General features: G+C 59.0%; 16 protein-coding genes. 12 read left to right on the top strand and 4 right to left on the bottom strand.

Features of this window, described 5'->3' with window-relative positions; translation table 11 throughout:
• Positions 1 to 171: 171 nt before the first annotated feature.
• Positions 172 to 1,086 (bottom strand): LysR family transcriptional regulator, encoded by a 915-nt coding sequence (locus BLU48_RS11040; protein WP_046068070.1) that lies wholly within the window; start codon positions 1,084 to 1,086, stop codon positions 172 to 174.
• 256 nt (positions 1,087 to 1,342) lie between these two features.
• Here BLU48_RS11040 and BLU48_RS11035 point away from each other — a divergent pair, with 256 nt between their 5' ends.
• From BLU48_RS11035 to pgm, 4 genes are all read left to right on the top strand, one after another.
• Positions 1,343 to 2,365 carry a zinc-dependent alcohol dehydrogenase family protein gene (locus tag BLU48_RS11035; protein ID WP_043049405.1) on the top strand — a complete coding sequence of 341 codons (1,023 nt, stop codon included), beginning with the start codon at positions 1,343 to 1,345 and terminating at the stop codon, positions 2,363 to 2,365.
• A gap of 705 nt (positions 2,366 to 3,070) precedes the next feature.
• The gene (locus BLU48_RS11030) at positions 3,071 to 4,495 is read left to right on the top strand and encodes a hypothetical protein (RefSeq protein WP_124356121.1); all 1,425 of its coding nucleotides are present in this window, start codon (positions 3,071 to 3,073) and stop codon (positions 4,493 to 4,495) included.
• Between the two features lie 33 nt (positions 4,496 to 4,528).
• On the top strand, positions 4,529 to 5,935 hold the full coding sequence (locus BLU48_RS11025; protein WP_057022367.1) for an aminotransferase-like domain-containing protein: 1,407 nt from the start codon (positions 4,529 to 4,531) through the stop codon (positions 5,933 to 5,935).
• Positions 5,936 to 6,038: 103 nt separating this feature from the next.
• Positions 6,039 to 7,682 (top strand): phosphoglucomutase (alpha-D-glucose-1,6-bisphosphate-dependent), encoded by a 1,644-nt coding sequence (gene pgm / locus BLU48_RS11020; RefSeq protein WP_057022366.1) that lies wholly within the window; start codon positions 6,039 to 6,041, stop codon positions 7,680 to 7,682.
• A 364-nt stretch (positions 7,683 to 8,046) separates the two neighbouring features.
• On the opposite strand, the gene BLU48_RS11015 is transcribed toward pgm, so the two are convergent.
• Entirely contained in the window at positions 8,047 to 8,742 is a 696-nt protein-coding gene (locus tag BLU48_RS11015; protein ID WP_057022365.1) for a pirin family protein, read from the bottom strand.
• A gap of 218 nt (positions 8,743 to 8,960) precedes the next feature.
• Here BLU48_RS11015 and BLU48_RS11010 point away from each other — a divergent pair, with 218 nt between their 5' ends.
• The gene (locus BLU48_RS11010; RefSeq protein WP_057022364.1) at positions 8,961 to 11,405 is read left to right on the top strand and encodes a UvrD-helicase domain-containing protein; all 2,445 of its coding nucleotides are present in this window, start codon (positions 8,961 to 8,963) and stop codon (positions 11,403 to 11,405) included.
• A 50-nt stretch (positions 11,406 to 11,455) separates the two neighbouring features.
• Here the strand turns inward: BLU48_RS11010 and BLU48_RS11005 are convergent, their stop codons facing one another.
• Entirely contained in the window at positions 11,456 to 11,728 is a 273-nt protein-coding gene (locus tag BLU48_RS11005; protein ID WP_043049399.1) for a DUF1652 domain-containing protein, read from the bottom strand.
• A gap of 258 nt (positions 11,729 to 11,986) precedes the next feature.
• Here BLU48_RS11005 and BLU48_RS11000 point away from each other — a divergent pair, with 258 nt between their 5' ends.
• The 5 genes from BLU48_RS11000 to BLU48_RS10980 all read left to right on the top strand — a co-directional run bounded on the left by BLU48_RS11000 (position 11,987) and on the right by BLU48_RS10980 (position 16,439).
• A complete protein-coding gene (locus BLU48_RS11000; RefSeq protein WP_057022363.1) occupies positions 11,987 to 12,796 on the top strand; it encodes an AraC family transcriptional regulator in 810 nt (269 codons plus the stop codon).
• A 49-nt stretch (positions 12,797 to 12,845) separates the two neighbouring features.
• The gene (locus tag BLU48_RS10995) at positions 12,846 to 14,252 is read left to right on the top strand and encodes an NAD(P)/FAD-dependent oxidoreductase (RefSeq protein ID WP_057022362.1); all 1,407 of its coding nucleotides are present in this window, start codon (positions 12,846 to 12,848) and stop codon (positions 14,250 to 14,252) included.
• Between the two features lie 27 nt (positions 14,253 to 14,279).
• A complete protein-coding gene (locus tag BLU48_RS10990) occupies positions 14,280 to 14,621 on the top strand; it encodes a cupin domain-containing protein (protein WP_057022361.1) in 342 nt (113 codons plus the stop codon).
• Between the two features lie 60 nt (positions 14,622 to 14,681).
• On the top strand, positions 14,682 to 15,761 hold the full coding sequence (locus BLU48_RS10985; RefSeq protein WP_057022360.1) for a polyamine ABC transporter substrate-binding protein: 1,080 nt from the start codon (positions 14,682 to 14,684) through the stop codon (positions 15,759 to 15,761).
• Between the two features lie 210 nt (positions 15,762 to 15,971).
• On the top strand, positions 15,972 to 16,439 hold the full coding sequence (locus BLU48_RS10980; RefSeq protein ID WP_057022359.1) for a M10 family metallopeptidase C-terminal domain-containing protein: 468 nt from the start codon (positions 15,972 to 15,974) through the stop codon (positions 16,437 to 16,439).
• A 2-nt stretch (positions 16,440 to 16,441) separates the two neighbouring features.
• On the opposite strand, the gene BLU48_RS10975 is transcribed toward BLU48_RS10980, so the two are convergent.
• Positions 16,442 to 17,227 carry a helix-turn-helix transcriptional regulator gene (locus BLU48_RS10975; RefSeq protein WP_057022358.1) on the bottom strand — a complete coding sequence of 262 codons (786 nt, stop codon included), beginning with the start codon at positions 17,225 to 17,227 and terminating at the stop codon, positions 16,442 to 16,444.
• Between the two features lie 198 nt (positions 17,228 to 17,425).
• On the opposite strand from BLU48_RS10975, the gene BLU48_RS10970 reads away from it, so the two are divergent.
• Together BLU48_RS10970 and BLU48_RS10965 are read left to right on the top strand one after the other, a co-directional pair.
• Complete coding sequence (locus BLU48_RS10970) at positions 17,426 to 18,790, top strand: APC family permease (protein WP_043049392.1); 1,365 nt, start codon at positions 17,426 to 17,428, stop codon at positions 18,788 to 18,790.
• Positions 18,791 to 18,799: 9 nt separating this feature from the next.
• Positions 18,800 to 19,903: a DmpA family aminopeptidase gene (locus tag BLU48_RS10965; protein WP_057022357.1), complete on the top strand. Its 1,104-nt coding sequence runs from the start codon at positions 18,800 to 18,802 to the stop codon at positions 19,901 to 19,903.
• Positions 19,904 to 20,260 lie beyond the last annotated feature (357 nt).

Raw genomic sequence — 20,260 nt, 5'->3', positions numbered from 1 at the left:
ACCCATCCTCATCAATAGCTTGCTTGGCCCCAGGCTGGGGGCATCCTTTTCAAACCATCCAAAGCATGCCCTCAAATATGCCCCCAATGTAGCAATCCACCGGAAGTGAATGGAGCTCCATGGTTTGTCGAAAGGCAAAATTGATCAGATAAACAGCCTGCCCGACAACGCCTAAAGACTCTCAGGATCCCCAAAAAACATCTGAATCCGCGACCTCAACCACCGCTCACCCGGGTCATTGTCCTGCGACCCACGCCAGGCCATGTGCAGCTCAAACGAACGCACCGGCAGCGGCGGGTCTTCGGCGCGTAAGCCACCTGCCGACGTCAGCGCCTCGGCGGCGTAATCCGGCACGGTGGCCAGAATGTCCGTACCCGCCAGCAGCGTGCCCAACCCGTTGAACTGCGGGACCGCCAATACCACATGGCGTTTGCGGCCGAGCTTCTCCAGCTCTTCATCAATAAACCCGCTCAGGTCGCCGGCGAAGGACACCAGGGCATGGGGGCGTGAGCAGAAGTCGTCCAGGCTCAATGAGCCTGGCACGCTGTCGGCACGCAGCAGCTTCGGCAGGCTGCGGCGCAGTACCTTGCGCTTGGCGTTGGCCGGCAGATCGGCGGTGTAGCTGACGCCGATGGAGATTTCACCCGAGGCGAGCAAGCCGGGCATCAGGATGTAGTTGACGCGGCGCACCACCAGCACGATGCCCGGGGCTTCGGCGCGCAGGCGCTTGAGCAACTGCGGCAGCAGGGCGAATTCCACGTCGTCGGACAGGCCGATTCGAAACACCGCAGTGCTGGTGGCCGGGTCGAATTCGGCAGCGCGGCTGACGGCGGTGGAGATCGAGTCCAGGGCCGGGGAGAGCAGGGCGAAGATCTCTACGGCGCGGGCCGAGGGTTCCATGCTGCGCCCGGTGCGTACAAACAGCGGGTCATCGAACAGCCCACGCAGGCGCGATAGGGCCGCGCTGATGGCCGGCTGGCCGAGGAACAATTTCTCGGCGGCGCGGGTCACACTGCGCTCATGCATCAAAGTTTCGAATACGATCAAGAGGTTAAGGTCGACACGACGCAGGTCGTTACGGTTCATCTTGTGTCCTGGAAGAGTCTGTAAACTTGACGTGAGCGGCCATATCGTACGATTCAGCAGCATGACCGGCATGAATCTTACGGGGAAAGGCTGGTACTCTGCACCGGCTAATTGATTTTTCCTACGATAGTTGAGGTCTGCTCCTCCTTCGCGAAATCAATGACAGGCATGTCGACTATTAATGGCGACCGGTGGCCTTACTTGGAAAGCCCAGATAGAGTTCATGGCATTAGAGGTTACTTTGACGAGGTTTGCGATGTCCCGCACGATCCGTTTTCACAAGTTTGGTCCGGCCGAGGTGCTCAAATGCGAAGAGCATGCAGCCGCGCAGCCCGCACCGGGCGAAGTGCAGGTGCGTGTCGAGGCGATTGGCATCAGCTGGTACGACATTCTATGGCGCCAGAACCTGGCGTCTTCCCATGCTCGCCTGCCTTCGGGCCTGGGGCATGAAATGGCGGGTGTGGTTGTCGCGTTGGGTGACGGCGTGGATGACCTGGCTGTGGGCGACAAGGTGGCCAGTTTTCCGGCCGAAAGCCCCAACGATTACCCGGTGTATGGCGAGCAGATCATCTTGCCGCGTTCTGCCCTGACCCGTTACCCGGATGTCTTGAGCCCGATTGAAGCCAGCGTGCACTACACGCCGTTGCTGATTGCGTATTTCGCCTATATGGACCTGGCGCGGGTCAAGCCCGGGCAGTTTGCCCTGGTGACCGATGCCAGCCACTGCTCCGGCCCTTCCTTTGTGCAACTGGGCAAGGCCCTGGGTGTGCGGGTGATTGCCGCGACGAAAAACAGCGCCGAACGCGAATACCTGCTCTCCCTCGGGGCGGAAAAGGTCATTGTCACCGAGGAACAAGACCTGCTGATGCAGATCAACAAGTTCACTGACAACCGTGGCGTCGACGTCGTGTTCGATGGCCTGGGGGGCCCGCAGATGTCGTTGCTGGGTGACGTCCTGGCGCCCCGTGGCAGCCTGGTGTTGTATGGCTTGCAAGGTGGCAACCAGACGCCATTCCCGGCCTGTGCAGCGTTCCAGAAGAATATTCAGTTCTTCGTGCACTGTATCGGCAACTTTACCGGCAAGCCGGAGCTGGGCATCGTCCAGGATCAGGTGGCACTGCAGCGTGCCTTGCGTGATATCAACCAGTTGACGGCCGACCGCGTGCTTGTCCCACTGAAAACCACGGTATTTGCGTTCGATCAGTTCGTTGAAGCCCATCGCTATATGGACGAATGCCCATGCCGCGAGCGTGTCGCCTTGCAGGTTGAAGCTGTTTGAGCTGTAGGAGTATTCGCAAATGAATACGCTGGCGTCTGAGCCGATGAGGCAAATGCGCCATTTGACAGGGCTTAACCCACCCCCGGGTTGAGCCTGGCCAGGGGGGCTCCACCCCGCAAACAATACCTTTTTTCCCTTACGCCGCCCTGAAACCCAGTGCGGCGCTGTCGTGTGGGCGCCATTAATGTCTGGGACCTGGCAAATCTGAACGGGTTTTCGGCGATAGTCTGTATCTGTTAATCATTACTTGAGCGCCGATAATTGTGCCTACCCTGTCATCTCAAGGATTGAGCAATGATTGATAACCTGATATTCCCGCAGCGTACTTCAGGAACTAAGCAAGGCGTCTCTGTGCACCCTGAAAGTGTACTGAAAGCGCCCGGTTGTTTTGCAAGGAGCAGATTGAAATGGGTGATTAATACTCGTCAGATGTGTCCCTGGTTTTTTAGTTAAAACAGTGTAGGAAGTTGTCGGAGTATTCCTAGGGCCGGTAACCCAACGCGTCTATGTCAAGCTGGAACGCGATTTCCCCGGGGTTGGGCCACAGTGGGAAGGCATGGGGGTTGCCGGTGCTTTTATTGCAAGGTGCTAATGTTTAATTGTCTTTGCGCCGTGTGGCAGCCGACACACCTACAGTCGTAATGGGTCGAGCAATTCATATTGATAGTTGCTTGAAACTGACACTTCAACTCAGGTAGTAGAATAATGAGCGCAATTCATGAACAAGCCATGAACTATGTTTACCAACAAGTTCTGCAGCGTATGATCGGGCATTTCACGCGGGCCGAGCGGACTGTACTTCAATTGTTGGTCCAGCGAATTGTGGTGGCAGCCGGCGGCATGGAGCAAGTGGGGCACTACAAAGTGCTGATCACCCACGGCGGCGGCGAGGTCAGCAGTTACACACTGGCAATGTTGCGAGCCGCGCAACTGACCATCGCGGGGCGCGCGCCCAAGACGTTTCACCTGCGGGTTGCTACCCTGCGCTATGCCGGCATGACGCAGGCCACCCTCGACAACTTGAACCAAGGCTATAGCGCGCTTTTCTTTCATGACGACCCGCGTGTGGAGCTGTTGATGGTCGAGAACCGCGACGTCCAGCCTTTCAATCCGCAACGCCCGGCTTCCAGCGTCGGGCGTGAGGTCAGTCAGCGCAATATGCTGCTGCTGGGCCACCTGACGTCCGGCGATATCCGCGCCACACTGTGCAACGACACCTACTTGGCCTTCGGTGAGTTCTACCAATGCGTCGCCACCTGGAACGGCGGTGTGCATGCCATGGTCAGCGGTGACTCGCCACGCAAGCAAAGCCAATACCTGGCGTGGCTGAAAAAAACCGCGCTGGCAACCGGCCTTGATTTCGCGCGTGGCAAACCGATGTCGCTCAACCGGCTGTTTGCACGCATGGAGGAGTGGAGTATCGCTTGCTACCGTGATCTCTATGGCGAGCATTATGTGGGTACAGAGGAGCTGGGCCGGGGCGGGTACCGTCATCTGGCCTATATCGGCATTGCCGACTTGCTCGATGATGTGGATGTATCCCGATCTACGCTGCTGACTGACTTCCTGGCGCACAAGCAGGACCCGTTTGATTTTCACTTCAGCCATCCTGCCGCCCCCAATCCATTACTCATGGCTCACTTGCACGGCTTGCAGGCCCAGTGCCTGCGTGAGCTTTCTTATGAGCATGGCGTCGAGAGTTTTATTCGCCAGGCGATGGACTATATGCGCCGTAGGAAAATCCCAAATGCATTGATCGCCGAGGCGTCAAGCGAGGATGGGCGCATCCTGTCCACCACCTATGCCCAAGAATTTTTCGGCTTGGACGAGGGTCAGTTGACCTGCCTGCTGTTCGCACCCTTCATTGAGCACGGCGAGCGGCTGGAGGGCTTCTTGCGTCAATGCCATCCTGGCATGTTGGTGGCGCTCCCCGAACTGCACAAGGCGCTCCAAGGCAAGCCCGCGCCAGACATGCTGCAACAGTGGCTGGTGGATACCAGCGGATTGCCGTTGCCGATATTGCAGCACGTGTACCGCAAGCGCCCGCTGCAGGTTGAGCGTGGCATCCTGGCACGCAAGCCGCGATTCACGCAGTCTGAAGCACCGACTGCACGGTTATCGGGGCGTTAGCGTGTATTCGTCTGTACGGGCCGGTGAGCGGCCATGAACCTTCGGGGAGAGCGGCAGGCAGACTTTGCCTATCAGGCGGTCTACCGCTACATGATCAACCTGATCAACGAAGTCAGCCTGGAAACACCGGTCAAGTTGCCATCCTTGCGACAGCTGTCGACACGCTTGAACGTGTCGATCTCGACGATCCAATACGCCTACTCGCTGCTGGAGAAGGAAGGGCGGGTGTACTCGGTGGCCAAGTCCGGATACTTCGCCTGGCCGGTAGCCGCCAACCCGCAGCTGATGGCGGGCGCTGACCTGCTCGAAAGGCTCTACGCGGCGGCGCGGCGGCCGGCCATGGTCGTGCTCAGTGGGGATGAACCGGCGCTGCTGGGCTCGCTGGATGGTGACTTGCTGACACTGGAGCGCAAATTGGTGCGCCGCTACCCGCACCAACTGCAGCCCTGGTCGCAACCCTGTGGCGTGTGGGAGCTGCGCGCAGCGTTGGCAGCACGTTATACCTCGTCGCCTACACGCTGCTGGCAGGCCGATGAGGTATATATCGGGGCAGATCTACAGGGTGTACTGGAGATACTGATTGACGCCCTGGGTCTCAAGGGCACTGTGTTGGTGACCGAGTCACCCTGTGATTATCGGGTCTTGCGCCTGTTGCAGGCTGCTGGTGTACGGGTGATCGAATTGCCCTGGCTCGCCGATGGCCGCTTCGACCTGGCGATGTTCGAGCACCTGTTGCGCCACGAACCCGTGCACCTGGTGCTGCTGTCATCGGTGGTGAGCATGCCGTCAGGTACGGCGTTATCGGTTCCGGAGCGGTTGCAGATTGCGCATTTGCTCGAGCAATACGGTTGCTGGCTGCTGGAGAACGACACCTTTGGTGAGCTGAGCTATACGCCATCCCAGGCGGCTTTGCGTCATCTGGTCAACCCGGAGCGGCTGATGGTGTTCTCGTCGTTCGAGAAGGTGTTGGGTCCGGAAGCGCCCTTTGGCTATTTACTGTCGCATCAAATGAGCAGTGAATTGCAGCGCCAGTTTTTACTGCGCTCATTTCGTTTGTCCTCAATCCGTCAGCGGGCCATTGCCCGGCTTTATCAGAGCGGGCGCTTTGACCAGCACCTGCGGGCATTGCGCCAACTTCTACAGGAGCAAGCGCAAGCCATGAGCCAGCGACTGGACGCACGCATGCAAGGGCGCGTGAGCTATCGGGTGCCCATCGCCGGGGCGAGTTTCTGGCTGGAGTCGGTGGCTCCAGTGGATATGCGCCTGATCTTTCAGCGGATGCTCACGCAACAGGTCGTGATAGCGCCGGGTGAGTTATTCAGCCTCAGCGGCTTGCACCATCAGCATATGCGCTTGAGCCATACGTTCGCCGGGCAGCCCAATCTGGATGTCACTTTGGATGCGCTGGCTCAGGCGTTGCTCGAGGCGCAGACCGCCTAGTGTTTGAAATTTCTCTTCAGGCTGTAGGATCTATACCGTCGCGCAGTAGTCCAAGTCCCAGTAAACTGACACTTTTCCGAATCCTTCTTTTCGAGGTTTATGCATGACTATCAGTCCTTTTGCGGGCAAACCGGCGCCGGCCCAGTTGCTGGTGGATATCCCGCGACTGGTCACGGCCTATTACACCGGCCAGCCTGATGCAGCAATCTCTACCCAGCGCGTGGCCTTTGGCACCTCCGGGCACCGGGGCAGCTCATTCGAGCTGAGCTTCAACGAATGGCATGTACTCGCGATCAGCCAGGCCATCTGCCTGTACCGCGAAGCCCAAGGCATCAACGGGCCGTTGTTCGTGGGCCTGGACACCCATGCGCTGTCCACACCTGCCGGTGCCAGTGCCCTGGAAGTATTGGCCGCCAATGGCGTACACGTCATGCTGGCCGAAGGCGATGAATACACGCCGACCCCGGCAATTTCCCACGCGATCATCTGCTACAACCGTGGTCGCACCAGCGGCCTGGCGGACGGTATCGTGATTACACCGTCCCACAACCCGCCGCAGAGTGGCGGTTACAAGTACAATCCGCCTAATGGCGGCCCGGCCGATACCCACGTCACCAAGTGGATCGAAGCCAAGGCCAATGAACTGCTTGCCAACAAGCTGGCCGGGGTCAAGCGCATCACCCACACCCAGGCGCTCAAGGCGGACACCACCCATCGTCATGACTACCTCAACAGCTATGTGGCCGACCTGGTCAATGTGATCGACATGGATGCGATCCGCAGCGCCGACCTGCGCCTGGGCGTGGACCCATTGGGCGGGGCCGGCGTGCGCTACTGGTCGGCGATTGCCGAGCACTACCGTCTGAACCTGGAGGTAGTGAACACCGAAGTCGATGCGACTTTCCGCTTCATGAGCGTCGACTGGGACGGCCAGATTCGCATGGACCCGTCGTCCAGCTACGCCATGCAGGGCCTGATCGGCCTCAAGGAGCGTTTCGACGTCGCGTTCGCCTGCGACCCGGACCACGACCGCCACGGCATCGTCACCCCGTCCGGCGGCCTGTTGGCGCCGAACAACTACCTGGCGGTGTCCATTGATTACCTGTTCCAGAACCGCCCTGACTGGCGCGCTGATGCTGCCGTGGGCAAGACCGTGGTCAGCAGCGGCTTGATTGATCGCGTTGCTGCGCGTATCGGTCGCCGTTTGTACGAAGTGCCGGTGGGCTTCAAATGGTTCGCCGACGGCTTGTTCGAAGGTTCGTTGGGCTTTGGTGGTGAAGAAAGCGCCGGTGCCTCGTTCCTGCGCAAGGACGGCACGGTATGGAGCACTGACAAGGACGGCTTGATCCCGGCTTTGCTGGCGGCGGAAATGACCTCGCGCAAAGGCCAGGACCCGAGCCAGATCTACCGCGGCCTGACCGACGCGCTGGGCGAGCCGTTTGCCATTCGCGTCGATGCCAAGGCGACCCCGGCGCAGAAAGCCCTGCTGGGCAAGCTCGCGCCGGAGCAGGTGACGTCCACGCAATTGGCCGGGGAGAGCATCCAGCAGATTCTCAGCCATGCACCAGGCAATAACCAGGCAATTGGCGGCTTGAAGGTCATGACCGAAAATGGTTGGTTTGCCGCACGGCCATCGGGCACCGAGGACATCTACAAGATCTATGCCGAGAGCTTTATCGGCGAAGATCACCTCAAGCGGTTGGTGGAGGAGGCGCAAGTACTTGTAGACGGTGCGATCGCCCAGTAATCACACCGAACCCAATGTGGGAAGGTCCGTGCCCCGATGGCGGTGAGTCAGTCACAGTTGCATTGACTGACACCGCCTCACCGGGGCATGGGTATCCACACCTTTGGGTGCGCCGCAGGACCCTGTGGGAGGGGGCTTGCTCCCGATGGCGATGGGGCAGCCACAGATGCATTTACTGATACGCCCTCGTCGGGGCATGGGTATCAACGCAACTTTTTAGCAGTCAACAGTAACCCTGGATGGGGCGTATATGTACTCGGTCTAATCCAACATCAGGCCGCCATCGGGAGCAAGCCCCCTCCCATATTGGATCAGGGCGTCAGTCAGATAGCGTTCTGCTGTAAGGCCAGCATCGGGCGCAAGCTCAGGCCAGGTCGACCAACACGATCTCGCTGTCCTCGATCGCCGTCACCCGCAACACCTGCTCATCCTCAACCGCCACGCCATCTCGCGCCTGTGCCCGCAAACCATTGACGTCAATCACACCCGTGGCCGGCACCAGGTACGCCCGGCGGCCGCTGTCCAGTCGGTACTCAGCGCTTTCCCCGTCTTTCAGGTTCGCTGCCACCAAGCGTGCATCGGCACGAATGCTCAGGCTTTCACTGTCGCCGGCCTTACCACTGGCAAGTGTCACAAATCCCTCACGGTTACCTTGTGGAAACGGTTTGGCGCCCCAGGACGGCGGTAGCCCAGCCTGATTCGGGATAATCCAGATCTGGAAAATCTTGGTCGGTGTAGCCTCCAGGTTGTACTCGCTATGGGCGATCCCGGTGCCCGCACTCATCACCTGCACATCACCAGCCTCGGTGCGGCCTTTGTTGCCCAAGTTATCAGCATGACTGATCGCGCCTTCACGCACGTAGGTGATGATTTCCATGTCGCGGTGCGGGTGCTGGGGGAAACCGCTGCCCGGGGCGATGATGTCGTCGTTCCATACCCGCAGGTTGCCCCAGTGCATGCGCTCGGGGTCGTGGTATTCAGCGAAGGAAAAGTGGTGATGGGCGTCAAGCCAGCCGTGATGGGCGCCGCCCAGGGTGTGGAAAGGTCGAAGTTCAAGCATGATCGTCTCCTGTTGATGGGCCTATCATCCGGCACCGCAACATCGATAAAAAGCGTAAAAACTGCCTGATTCCTATCCATATATTCGATAGATGTCGTCTGTAACAACTTTCACTTCATCGCCTAACTGCATGACAGCAAAGCAATTGGCTGGAACTGAGCGCCGATTCCGGCGACCATGACGCCCTCATCACAGCTAATCTCATCGCAGGAGTCCGCGTGCCGCAACACAAGCCTGATCTGCCCCCCGAACTGCGCCCCTTGGCCGAAATGCCGCTATTGAAACGACTGGCTGCTCGCCTGTTCGGCCACGGCCTCACTCGTTTGCGCGCGCAGCACCGGTTCTCTTGGTTGCATGGCCAAGCCGACGGCTTTCGCAGTGGGCACGAGGCGGGTGTGGAATATGGTTATCGCGAGGGCAAGGCCGATGGCATTGAGGAGGGCCGGCAGGTCCTGTTGATCCGCGACTTCCGCCCCGACGAACACCCTGCGCCGGGGGTGGATGACAGCCTGTTCGATGATTGGCGGCTGCCGCTCACGGCGGATGTGAAGAAACGCATGAAGGCGGATGTGGCGCGGCTGCTGCCGGCCCATGCGCAGCCAAGTGCCGCGCAATGGAAGATGATCTTCAGCGATACGCCCTCGACTTCGGTGATCGCCGGGGCCGGCGCGGGTAAATCCACATCCCTGGTGCTGCGCATCCTGCTGCTGACCCATTACCTGGGCTTTGAGCTGAGTTCGATGACGGTGGTGACCTTTACTCGCGAGTCGCGTAAAGACTTCATTCACAAGCTCATGGATATTCTCAGCTTGTGGGGCCAACCCCTTGGCATGAAGGAAGCCCAGGCTGTAGTGCGTACCTTCCATTCGCGCATCCTGCCAATGGTGCGCAGCCTGCCGGGCTTCGAGCGTCTGCAGGCCTTTGAAAACCTCAGCGACGGTTTTGCGGACGCCGACAGCAATCCCTTCGATCTGCGCATCGGCGACGCCCAGCGTCAACAGATGAATGCCTGTTATCACCGCCTGTATGGCCACCACCAGCGTTTTCGCGAGCTGATTGCGCCGCTGGCCCGCCAAGGTCTGCAACTCAAGGAGCTGGAGCGCGATCATCCGGACGTGCAAAAACGCATCGCGGTGACAGAACTGGCGGCCAAACGTGATGACGAACTTTGCGATGTGATCGAAGACCTGTGGTTTCGCGCCGGGGCGTGGCCGATAAAGGGCATAGAGCCCAGCCGCCAGACCTTTGAAGTCAACGGTGCGCAATTTCATTGTCACGGCTATATCCCGGCGCTGGATGCGTGGGTGGTGCTAGGTTTCGATGCGCGGGAAAACGCCCAGCTCAGCCGACCGAACTCGAAACTATCCGTGCGTGCGGAGTGGGCGGTCAAGCGCACACTGTTTCAAGCTTTCTGTCGTAAGCCTATGATCTGGCTGGATAACTATGAGGCTTCAAAGCGCTTGATCAGCAGCCTGGCCGGTGATGCAACGGCCGGGCCTGGGTTTGATTACAAGGTCAAGGGCGAGCTGGCCTCGGCGCCGCTGTTGGATAGTTTTGTGATGGCTGCCGGGTTTATCGAGAACCTCGGATTGGACGTACCGACGGCCGTGGGCCAGATGCGCTTTGCCAAGGACGATCCGGATCGGTTGTTCTTTGAGGCCCTGAGCATTTTCTGGAAGGCCCTGGAAGATCACCTGCTGGATCAATCGCCGCCGATCATGACCTACAACCGGATGTTCTCCCTGTTCGGTGAAAACACCCCGGAAAACCTCAAGTTGCTCAGTGATCCATTGCTGCGGCCTATGTCGCACTTGATGATCGACGAATTTCAGGATGTTTCGCCACAGATTGTCTCGTGGATACGCGCAAGCCTCAGGGAGATCCGCAGTCGCGGCCCGGCGATGCATGTGGGGCGCGGCGCACAGCGTTCTTCTTTGCTATGCGTAGGGGATGACTGGCAATCAATCTATGGTTGGCGTGGCAGTTCGCCCAAGTACTTCATGGACTTCAATAACGAGTTTGCTTCGCCAACTACCACCCGAGTGATGCTGGCGGAGAACTATCGCAGCCACCAGCACATCATCGATGCGGCCGAACATGTCGTGCGCAGCGCACCGGCGATTCCCGGCAAGAAGGCCAAAGCCAGTGGCGCGCCCAAGGCGCTCGTGCCTGTGACGGTACTCGAACGCGACGATGCGGCGCTGGGCCGGCGATTGCTGGAGCACTATCAGCGGGGCGAGACGGTGCTGATGCTGTATCGAAAAAGCAGCGATAAGCTACTGATTCAGGAGCATATTCAGTCTGTAGTTAATGTAGATTCTAACTTGCCGCCCCACGAGCGCAGATTGAAACAGCTGACCTATCACAGCGCCAAGGGCCTGCAGGCGGATGCGGTATTTCTACTGGGGGACTGCCAGCATCTCACCAGCTCGCCGTACAAGAATCAGGTCTACCGCATGGCAGGCCTGGGCAAGGACGGTGATAGCGAACCTTATGACACTGCGCAGAAAGAAGAAATATTGCGCCTGACCTATGTCGGTATTACCCGAGCGGTCAGCCAGTGCTATTGGTATGTGGAAAAGCCGGAAGGCCAGGGCGTGAATGTGCCCAGGGCCTCAGAGCGGGTGGATGGCAAAAAAGCCTTTTTCGATGACCAGCGTTGACCTCACAGCTGATACACAGCTGAATGAGGGAGGGGGCTGAAAAATAGTATTCAGGCCCGCAACGACAACGGCGGCACGAAACATTCCAGCTCATCCTCCACCGCCTCGATGATGCGCTCCACATCTGCGGCGTTCATCACGGTGGCGCAGGGGATGCCGGCGATGGCGATCAATGTCTCGCCGCTGGCCCGGTCAAACAGGCGGGCGACCATGCTACCGGGGGCGTCCATGCTGCCCTCGAAGCCTAGCGGATGGAAATGCCAGCGCATCAACTGGCAGGCGTTGGGAAATGTCACTTTGTTCATGTTGCCCACCTTGTTCATTGAGCGCTTCCTTTAGCTCGCGGCAGGGGGCCAGGACCTTCACTGGTCATGGCGTTGAAGAGCTTTAAAAATAGCATTCGTTCGCAAGTACAAGGTGACTTTTTTCACCCCGTTCGGCGGTTCTTTTCCGGGGTCTTGACCTGGGTCATGTCCTACCGCAGAACAGGCAAAAGGCCATTATCCAGAAGTGCCAATTGGCCATTGAAGGCGCCGGCAAAATTCGGCACTCTCAGCTGTTTACTCGTCGCAGAGCCAAATATGCCCGACATCGCCCCAGACGATGACCGCCAGAACACCCTCGCCACCGGCGAGTTGGTGATGCGTCACCACTTGTGCTGGCGGCATCGCGATCTGGACGGGGTCATGGCTTATTACCACCCTGAGATTCAGTACCACGACTTCTTCCAGAACCGTGTGATGGGTTATGCCGAACTGCGCGAGTACCTGAAGGCCAGCATGCCCCGTGAAGCAGACGAGGCGATTGAGCATACCGACCGTATCCGTGCCGATGGGGACACTGCGTTTATCCAGTACCGCATCACTTTGCGGGGCGGCCAGGGCCTGGTGTCGTTTCGCACCAGCGAAGCCATTACCGTGCGCGACGGGTTGATCTGGAGGGTCAATGAATATGCATCCCTGGTGCATGAGCAGCCTGCCCAGTCCATGCGCCCCACGGTCAGTCGCCTGGGCCTGTCGCCCCAGCAATTGGGGCATATGGCTAATGACCTGCAGCAGTACTTTGAATCCAGGCAACCCTATCTGGATCCGGACCTGGACCTGCAACGGGTCGCCAAGGAAGTTGGCTACAGCCGCAATCAGATCTCCTACCTGCTCAATCAGGTGCTGGGGCAGAGCTTCTACCGCTACGTCAACCAGGCGCGGCTCCAGCATCTGCTGGCCGCGCTGGACAGTGCCACTGCCCCTGTCAAAGTCGATGAGCTGGCTTTTGCCGCCGGGTTCAATTCACTCTCGGCGTTCTACAGTGCTTTCCGCCAGCACACCGGCCAATCGCCCAAGGCTTACGTTAAACAAATTTCCCTGCGTGCACGCGCGCAAGACAGCCCCTGACGCCGCGCTCTAGGATCGACCCTATCGAAACGAGGTAGGGGAACCTGGCATGCCGGCATGGCGCACTATCAGTCTATGGATGGACCAGCTGGACGACCCGCTGGAGGCGCGGCCATGTCTGGAGCATGACTTGGATGTCAATGTGGCGATCATCGGCGCCGGCTATACCGGCCTATGGACCGCCTATTACCTTAAACGCCAGGCTCCGGAGCTGAAAATCGCCATCATTGAGGCGCAGACCGCCGGCTTTGGCGCATCCGGGCGCAATGGAGGCTGGCTGATGGGCAATCTGCTGGGCGAGGACCGCCTGCTGGCCGGCCTTGCCCCGCAACAACGGCGAGCCTCGTTCGACCTGTTGCACGGCATCCCTGATGAAGTGGCGCAGGTGCTGGCCCGCGAAGGAATCGACTGCGATTACCGCAAAGGTGGCGCGCTGTATTGCGCCGCACGTTACCCCGAGCAGGAGGCCAGCCTGCGCCAGTACCTGGACAAGCTGTATGCCCAGGGCCTTACCGAAGATGACTACCGTTGGCTCAGCCCGCAGCAGTTGGCCGAGCAGGTCCGTATCGCGAAGCCCTATGGCGGTATCTATGCACCCCATGTCGCGACCATTAACCCGGCCAAGCTGGTGCGCGGCCTGGCGCGGGCCGTTGAAAACCTGGGTGTGAGCATCTACGAGAACAGCCCGGTGACCCATTGGCAATCCGGCAGCCTGCGCACGGCCAAGGCCAGTGTGCGTGCCGCCTGGGTAGTGCCAGCAGTGGAGGGTTACGCCAATACCTTGCCGCTCCTGGGCCGTTACCAGTTGCCAGTACAGAGCCTGATCGTCGCCACCGAACCCTTGCCCGCCAGCACGTGGGATGAAATCGGCCTCAACCGGGGCCAGGCGTTTGGCGAGAGCAGCAGGCAAGTCACCTACGGCCAGCGCACGGCCGACAACCGCCTGGTGTTCGGCGCCCGAGGCGGCTATCAATTTGCAGGTAAGTTGCGCCACAACTTTGATCTCACCGACAGCGAAGTGCAGCTGCGTCGCTACCTGTTTGGCGAACTCTTCCCACAGCTGAAGAAGGTAAGGATTACCCATTCATGGGGCGGCAACCTCGGCATGTCGCGCAATTTCCGTCCGCACATGCTCTGCGACCATAAAACCGGCGTTGCGCTTTCCGGCGGCTATGGCGGGGAGGGCGTAGGCGCCACCAACCTTGGCGGCCGCACCTTGGCCGATCTGATACTGGGCCTTGAAACGCCTCTGACCCGTCAACCCTGGGTGATTCGCGAACGCGGCCTGCAAGCCCTCAAGGCCTGGGAGCCCGAGCCGTGCCGTTGGCTGGGCTATAACGCGATCATCCGCAGCTTTGTCCATGAGGACCAGGTATTGGCCAACCCCAATACCGCGCCCTGGCGCCGCAGGCTGGCAACCGGCATCGCCGGGTTCATGGAAGGCTTCATGCACTAAGTCGTTCCACTCACACGGGAAAAGCCCATGAGCATCACGCAATTCAAAGACGCACTGAACACCCGTCTGCCGGACTCCTCACCGGTCGCCGCGCCCCTGGGCGAGCCTATCGCCGTGGCCTCGACCTTGAGCGTGGAGCGCGATGATGGGGTCGAGACCGGTATCTGGGAATGCACCCCGGGGCGCTGGCGCCGGCAGATCAAGTCCCAGGAGTTTTGCCATTTCATCCAGGGCCGCTGCACCTTCACCCCCGATAACGGTGAACCCCTCCATATACAAGCCGGCGACGCACTGATGTTGCCGGCCAACAGCACCGGCACCTGGGATATCCAGGAAACCGTGCGCAAGACCTACGTATTGATCCTGTAACGCTTTGATCCTTGATCGCCTGCCATAACAACAGCCCTAAAACCGCCAGGAAATCGAACCATGAAAGCCATTGCCCTGTTGCCCTTGATGTTGCTGGCCTCCATCAGCCAGGCCGCCGAGACCGTGAAGATCTACAACTGGTCGGACTACATCGCCCCGGACACCACCAAGAACTTCCAGAAAGACACCGGCATCGGTTTCACCTACGACCTGTACGACAGTAACGAAACCCTCGACGGCAAGTTGATGACCGGTAAATCCGGCTACGACGTGGTGTTCCCGTCCAATCACTTCATGGCCCGTCAAATCCAGGGCGGCGCCCTGAAAAAGCTCGACAAGCGACAGTTGCCCAACTGGAAGAACCTCAACCCGGTGCTGCTCAAGGCCGTGGAAAACAACGACCCGGGCAACGAGCACGGCTTCCCGTACCTGTGGGGCAGCACCGGTATCGGCTATAACATCGACAAGATCAAGGCCGTGTTGGGCGATAACGCGCCGGTGGATTCCTGGGACCTGATCTTCAAGCCGGAAAACATGGCCAAGCTGCAAAAATGTGGCGTAGCCATCCTCGACAACGGCCCGGAGCTGCTGCCGGCAGCGCTGAACTACCTGGGCTTGCCGCACCATAGCAAAAAGCCCGAGGACTACAAAAAGGCCGAAGACCTGCTGATGAAAGTGCGGCCTTACGTGGCGTATTTCCACTCCTCGAAATACACCGCCGACCTGGCCAATGGCGATATCTGCGTGGCCGTCGGCTTTTCCGGCGACATCCTGCAGGCCGAAAGCCGCGCCAAGGAAGCCGGGAACGGCGTGAACATCGGCTACAACATTCCCAAGGAAGGCGCGGCCATCTGGTTCGATATGGTCGCCATGCCCGCCGACGCGCCCGATGAAAAAGCCGGCTATGCCTTCATGAACTACCTGCTTCGCCCGGAAGTGATGGCCAGCATTACCAACTACGTGCATTACGCCAACGGCAACGCGGCGGCCGATAGCCTGGTGGATCCGGCGATCAAGGCGGACACCAAGGTGTATCCGAGCCCGGATATGATGGGCAAGTTGTTTGCCTTGGAAGCCATGCCGTTGAACATTGATCGGATTCGCACGCGAGTGTGGAATACCATTCGCACAGGGCGCTGATCAAGTGAGCTGGCTTACCCTGTAAGCCAGTCTTTTGCATATCCGTTGGCAGGCATTAACCGTCGAAAGCGCTTGAATAGATAATGACGTCATATTTAAGACATTTGATGTCAAATATTACGCATGGAAAGTGTTGTTTGCAGTGTGAGAGATTTCGGTCCGCTGCACGTAACACTTTCACATAAACGCATTATCTAAAAGGTGATTTAAATGTCTTCCATACAAAGCCTTCCAACAGGTGGCACGTGGACCCAGCCAGAAAATAGCCATCCTGTCTTGCGCGGCACAGACCAGCGCGAGCGCCTGGAAGCCCAGCGCCGCGAGCCCTCAGTGCTTATCGGCGGCGGTGGCGCCGACCAACTGGTGGGCCGGCAAGGTGAAAATACATTCAAATATGAGCAAAGTACCGACTCCCTCAGCGATGATCCGGACACGATCTTGAACTTCAACCCCAAGGAAGACGAGATCGATGTGTCATTGGTACTAAAAGATCACAATATATCGGCCATTAACATTCAACCGGGCCCACCCGTGGACGTCGGTGATGTGCAGTTGAGTCATGAGTTTGGCGTGAGTACCTTGAATATCAAAGTCACCCCTGAGGGTCCGAACTTTTCTGTGCGCGTTGACGGTGTCAATCTATTGCCGGAGCATATCAACTTCTTTCATTCGGATTAAACCTACGGATTATCCAGGTCGTGCCCCAATGATTGGATGAATAATGAAAATAACTCGGGCTGGGACGAGATGTCCAGCTTGGCGTACAAATGCCTACGATGCACTTTCACCGTGTCCGGCGAGATCTTGAGGCGTTCGGCCATGGCCTTGGAAGAAAAACCGCGTAATACCAGGCGGGCGATTTCCAGTTCGCGATCCGAGAGCACACCACTGCCAAAGTGGCTCAATGCGTCTCGGATCTGGCTGTCCATCGCCGGAGCCCGCTGAGTGCTTTGTTGCCAGTGCTGCAGCATCAGCGGCAGCACCCAGGCCGCCAGCGTGGTCAACAGCCCGGTTTCCTCGAAACTGAACCGTCGCTGCATGCCCAGCGACAGTGACAGCGTGCCCGCGCCGGGCAATTGCAGGATAAATTGCACCTCGTCTTCCAACACGTTGTCGTGGAAGTAGTTGAGGAAGTACTCACTCTGACGGAAATGGTCCGGCGCCACTTCCTCCAGGCGGTAAACGCCGCTGGCATAGTGCTCGCGGCACGCCTGGTAAAACGGATCGAGCAGGTACAGGCCATTGAGGTACACCAGCATCGAAGCAGGTTTGCTGCTGGGTTGGGCGTCGTATTCCTCCAGGGCCTGGGGCGGGCCATCCAGCGGGTAGAAAATCGCCAGGGCGTTATCGAAGGGCAGGCATTGGTGCAGCAACAGCACCAGCTGTTTCCAGAACCGCTCAGTGCCGATCTGGGACAGGGTGCGACCCAACCCCGCATGCATGCCGATTTCCCTGAACAGATGCATGTACCTGGCTCCATCATCGAAATATCGGCCAAGGGTTCGGCTTTTAGCGGGCATCGTCAAGGGGAGTACGCCAATAGGGGAATTGGCTGATAGATCCAGGGCCGATAACGTCGCAGTCATCCAACGGGAAGCATATCCCGCAAAAACATCATTTTTCGTTTCTGCCTCACACCAAAAACAACGACAGAGGATAACGATATGAGCGCTACTCCCGCGCCCGATGGCGTGCTCAAGCCCACCCTGAGCGTCTTTGATGTAGTGGCGATTACCGTTTCCGCGGTAACGCCGGCCAGTTCCGTATTCGTGATCGCCCCGTTTGCCATCCAGCAGGCGGGCAGCGGCGTGTTCCTCGCTTTTGTGATGGCCGCGTTGCTCGCGCTGATGTTCGCCTTCTGTTACGCGGAGCTGGGCCGTGCCCATAACAGCGCCGGGGGTGAGTATGTGTATGCCAAGCGGGTGTTTGGCGGCATGGCCGGCTACGCGACGTTCCTGACCGTGCTGGTGATGTTGTTGTTTATCCCGCCGGTGCTGGCAACGGGGGCGGCCACTTACCTGAATAATGCCCTGGGCACGAATTTCGACTCACAGACCGTCGCCCTGGTAATTGTGGTATCCAGCTATGCCCTGGGTATTCTCAATATCAAGCTCAATGCCTGGATCACCGGCACGTGCCTGCTGTTGGAAGTGGCGGCCCTGCTGGTGATCGTGGTGATCGGCTTCGGCAACCCGGTACAGCCGGCCAGTGTGTTGTTCCAGCCGCAGATCGTCGAAAACGGCGTGTTGCACCTGGCGCCCTGGGCCCTGGTGATCGGCGCGGTTGGCATCGGTCTGTTCTCGTTCAATGGTTACGGCCCGGCGGTGTTGCTGGCCGAAGACATGAAATGCGGCGGCAAGGGCGTACACAAGGCGGTGTTGTGGTCCCTGGGCCTGGTGGTGGTGATCGAGCTCGTGCCGATCACGGCATTGTTGATTGGCGCGCCGTCCCTGAGCGCGATGATCAGCAGCCCCGATCCCATCGGTTACCTGTTGACCAGCCATGGCAATGAAACCCTGTCGCGACTGGTCAGTGCCGGGATCTTCCTGTCGGTGTTCAATGCCATTGTCGCCATCGTCATCCAGATTGGCCGGGTGGTGTTCAGCAGCGGTCGTGATGCGTTGTGGACGCCGAGCATCAACAAGCTGTTCACGCGCATTCACCCGCGCTGGGATTCGCCGTGGCTGGCGACGCTGTTCCTGGCGATTCCTTCGGCGCTGTTGAGTTTCAGCTCGAACCTGGCCGACCTGACCTCGTTCAGCGTCTTGCTGATCATGCTGGTGTACCTGGTGGTGGCGCTGAGTGCGCTGATGAGCCGGGTCCTGCTGCGTGATCGCGAGCATCCCTATCGCATGCCGTTGTGGCCGCTGCCGGCCTTGCTGGCGGTACTCGGCGCGGGGTACCTGCTGGTGACCTTGATCCTGGAGGCATCGGTGCGCGACATCATGATCATCATCGGCTTGCTGGCCTTGTCGGTGATTCTGTATTGCATCAGTGGCCGGTTGAGCCCGGCGTTCCAGAAACTGTAAGGAGTGGGTATGCGTGCACGTCAATTGGGCATCACGTTGGGGCTGGGCACGCCCGGCGAATTGAATGCCATCACCGATGTTCCCGGGGTTCGCGTGGGTCACACCACGCTCAAGGCAGAGATCGACGGCAAGCAGGTGCGAACCGGGGTCACGTTGATCCAACCGCGTGCCGGCGAGGCGCGGCACCAACCTTGTTTCGCCGGTTACCACGTGCTCAATGGCAACGGCGACGCCACCGGCCTTGAGTGGATCAGCGAGGCGGGTCTGCTGACCACGCCGATGGCGATTACCAACACCCACAGCATCGGGATTGTGCGTGACACCTTGATCGCCCTGGAGCGCGAGCGCCTGGCGGACCCCGCGGTGTACTGGTGCATGCCGGTGGTCATGGAAACCTACGACGGCTTGCTCAACGATATCTGGGGCCAGCATGTGCAACCTGAGCATGTACGCCAGGCCCTGGAAAACGCTGAAAGCGGCCCGGTGCAGGAGGGCGCGGTGGGCGGCGGCACCGGCATGATCTGCCATGAGTTCAAGGGCGGCATCGGCACGGCGTCACGGCGTTTGCCGGCGGAGCAGGGCGGCTGGACAGTCGGCGTGCTGGTGCAGGCCAACCATGGCAAGCGCCAGGAGCTGCGGGTCGATGGTTATCCAGTGGGGCGCCACTTGATGGATATTGCCTCGCCTTTCGCCGAGCAGGGTACGCCCGGCATGGGGTCTATCGTGGTGATTATTGCCACCGACGCACCGTTGCTGCCCCACCAATGCCAACGCCTGGCGCAGCGTGCATCCATTGGCATCGCGCGCACCGGGGGTGGCACCGAGGATTCCAGTGGCGACCTGTTTTTAGCCTTTGCCACCGGTAACCAGGATTTGCCGCCGGCAGACTACGGGCGTAGAGACCTGCCACTGCAAACGGCGCTGCACATGGTCAATAACGATCATATCTCGCCGCTGTTCAGCGCTGCGGCCGAGGCAGTGGAAGAAGCGATCATCAACGCGATACTGGCGGGCGAAGACATGAGCACGCAAGAGGGCGTCAAAGTGCCTGGGCTGACCGGCGAGACGCTCTTTGAAGCATTGCACAAGTGCGGGTGGTGTATGTCCCGGTAATAGGGGACAACGCGCTTTAGTAGTGCGAATGATGGCTCTTTAATGCTGCCATTGACACCGTGACAATATATTGGATCCATTATTCAAGTGCGCCGCTCAACTCGAGCGGCTTTACTGCTATTTAATATTTAAATATCACGGCGTCAAACGAGGCGGCTAAAAAGCAAGGGTTCCCAGTAAACACTACGTGCGACTTACTCAAGTTGAACCTGCGTCACATTTTAGCCGTGGAAATAGTGGTAGACGAAAGATTTCAAGTTGTGTCAGTTTTCTTACGCCTTCAAAAGAGGTGAGTGATAGGACTATCCTCGCCCGCGAGGTTCCTATCGAACAAAGACTGATGCACTTGCAAACAAG

Origin of the sequence: Pseudomonas synxantha (genome assembly GCF_900105675.1) — a bacterium.
GTDB classification, from domain to species: Bacteria; Pseudomonadota; Gammaproteobacteria; order Pseudomonadales; family Pseudomonadaceae; genus Aquipseudomonas; species Aquipseudomonas synxantha.
This window is presented reverse-complemented; position numbering and strand designations above follow the sequence as displayed.

Excerpts from the sequence above, each read along its gene's own strand:
- BLU48_RS11040 (WP_046068070.1), bottom strand. The coding sequence starts at position 1,086 with ATGAACCGTAACGACCTGCGTCGTGTCGACCTTAACCTCTTGATCGTA.
- BLU48_RS11035 (WP_043049405.1), top strand. The coding sequence starts at position 1,343 with ATGTCCCGCACGATCCGTTTTCACAAGTTTGGTCCGGCCGAGGTGCTC.
- BLU48_RS11030 (WP_124356121.1), top strand. The coding sequence starts at position 3,071 with ATGAGCGCAATTCATGAACAAGCCATGAACTATGTTTACCAACAAGTT.
- BLU48_RS11025 (WP_057022367.1), top strand. The coding sequence starts at position 4,529 with ATGAACCTTCGGGGAGAGCGGCAGGCAGACTTTGCCTATCAGGCGGTC.
- pgm (WP_057022366.1), top strand. The coding sequence starts at position 6,039 with ATGACTATCAGTCCTTTTGCGGGCAAACCGGCGCCGGCCCAGTTGCTG.
- BLU48_RS11015 (WP_057022365.1), bottom strand. The coding sequence starts at position 8,742 with ATGCTTGAACTTCGACCTTTCCACACCCTGGGCGGCGCCCATCACGGC.
- BLU48_RS11005 (WP_043049399.1), bottom strand. The coding sequence starts at position 11,728 with ATGAACAAGGTGGGCAACATGAACAAAGTGACATTTCCCAACGCCTGC.
- BLU48_RS11000 (WP_057022363.1), top strand. The coding sequence starts at position 11,987 with ATGCCCGACATCGCCCCAGACGATGACCGCCAGAACACCCTCGCCACC.
- BLU48_RS10995 (WP_057022362.1), top strand. The coding sequence starts at position 12,846 with ATGCCGGCATGGCGCACTATCAGTCTATGGATGGACCAGCTGGACGAC.
- BLU48_RS10990 (WP_057022361.1), top strand. The coding sequence starts at position 14,280 with ATGAGCATCACGCAATTCAAAGACGCACTGAACACCCGTCTGCCGGAC.
- BLU48_RS10985 (WP_057022360.1), top strand. The coding sequence starts at position 14,682 with ATGAAAGCCATTGCCCTGTTGCCCTTGATGTTGCTGGCCTCCATCAGC.
- BLU48_RS10980 (WP_057022359.1), top strand. The coding sequence starts at position 15,972 with ATGTCTTCCATACAAAGCCTTCCAACAGGTGGCACGTGGACCCAGCCA.
- BLU48_RS10975 (WP_057022358.1), bottom strand. The coding sequence starts at position 17,227 with ATGCATCTGTTCAGGGAAATCGGCATGCATGCGGGGTTGGGTCGCACC.
- BLU48_RS10970 (WP_043049392.1), top strand. The coding sequence starts at position 17,426 with ATGAGCGCTACTCCCGCGCCCGATGGCGTGCTCAAGCCCACCCTGAGC.
- BLU48_RS10965 (WP_057022357.1), top strand. The coding sequence starts at position 18,800 with ATGCGTGCACGTCAATTGGGCATCACGTTGGGGCTGGGCACGCCCGGC.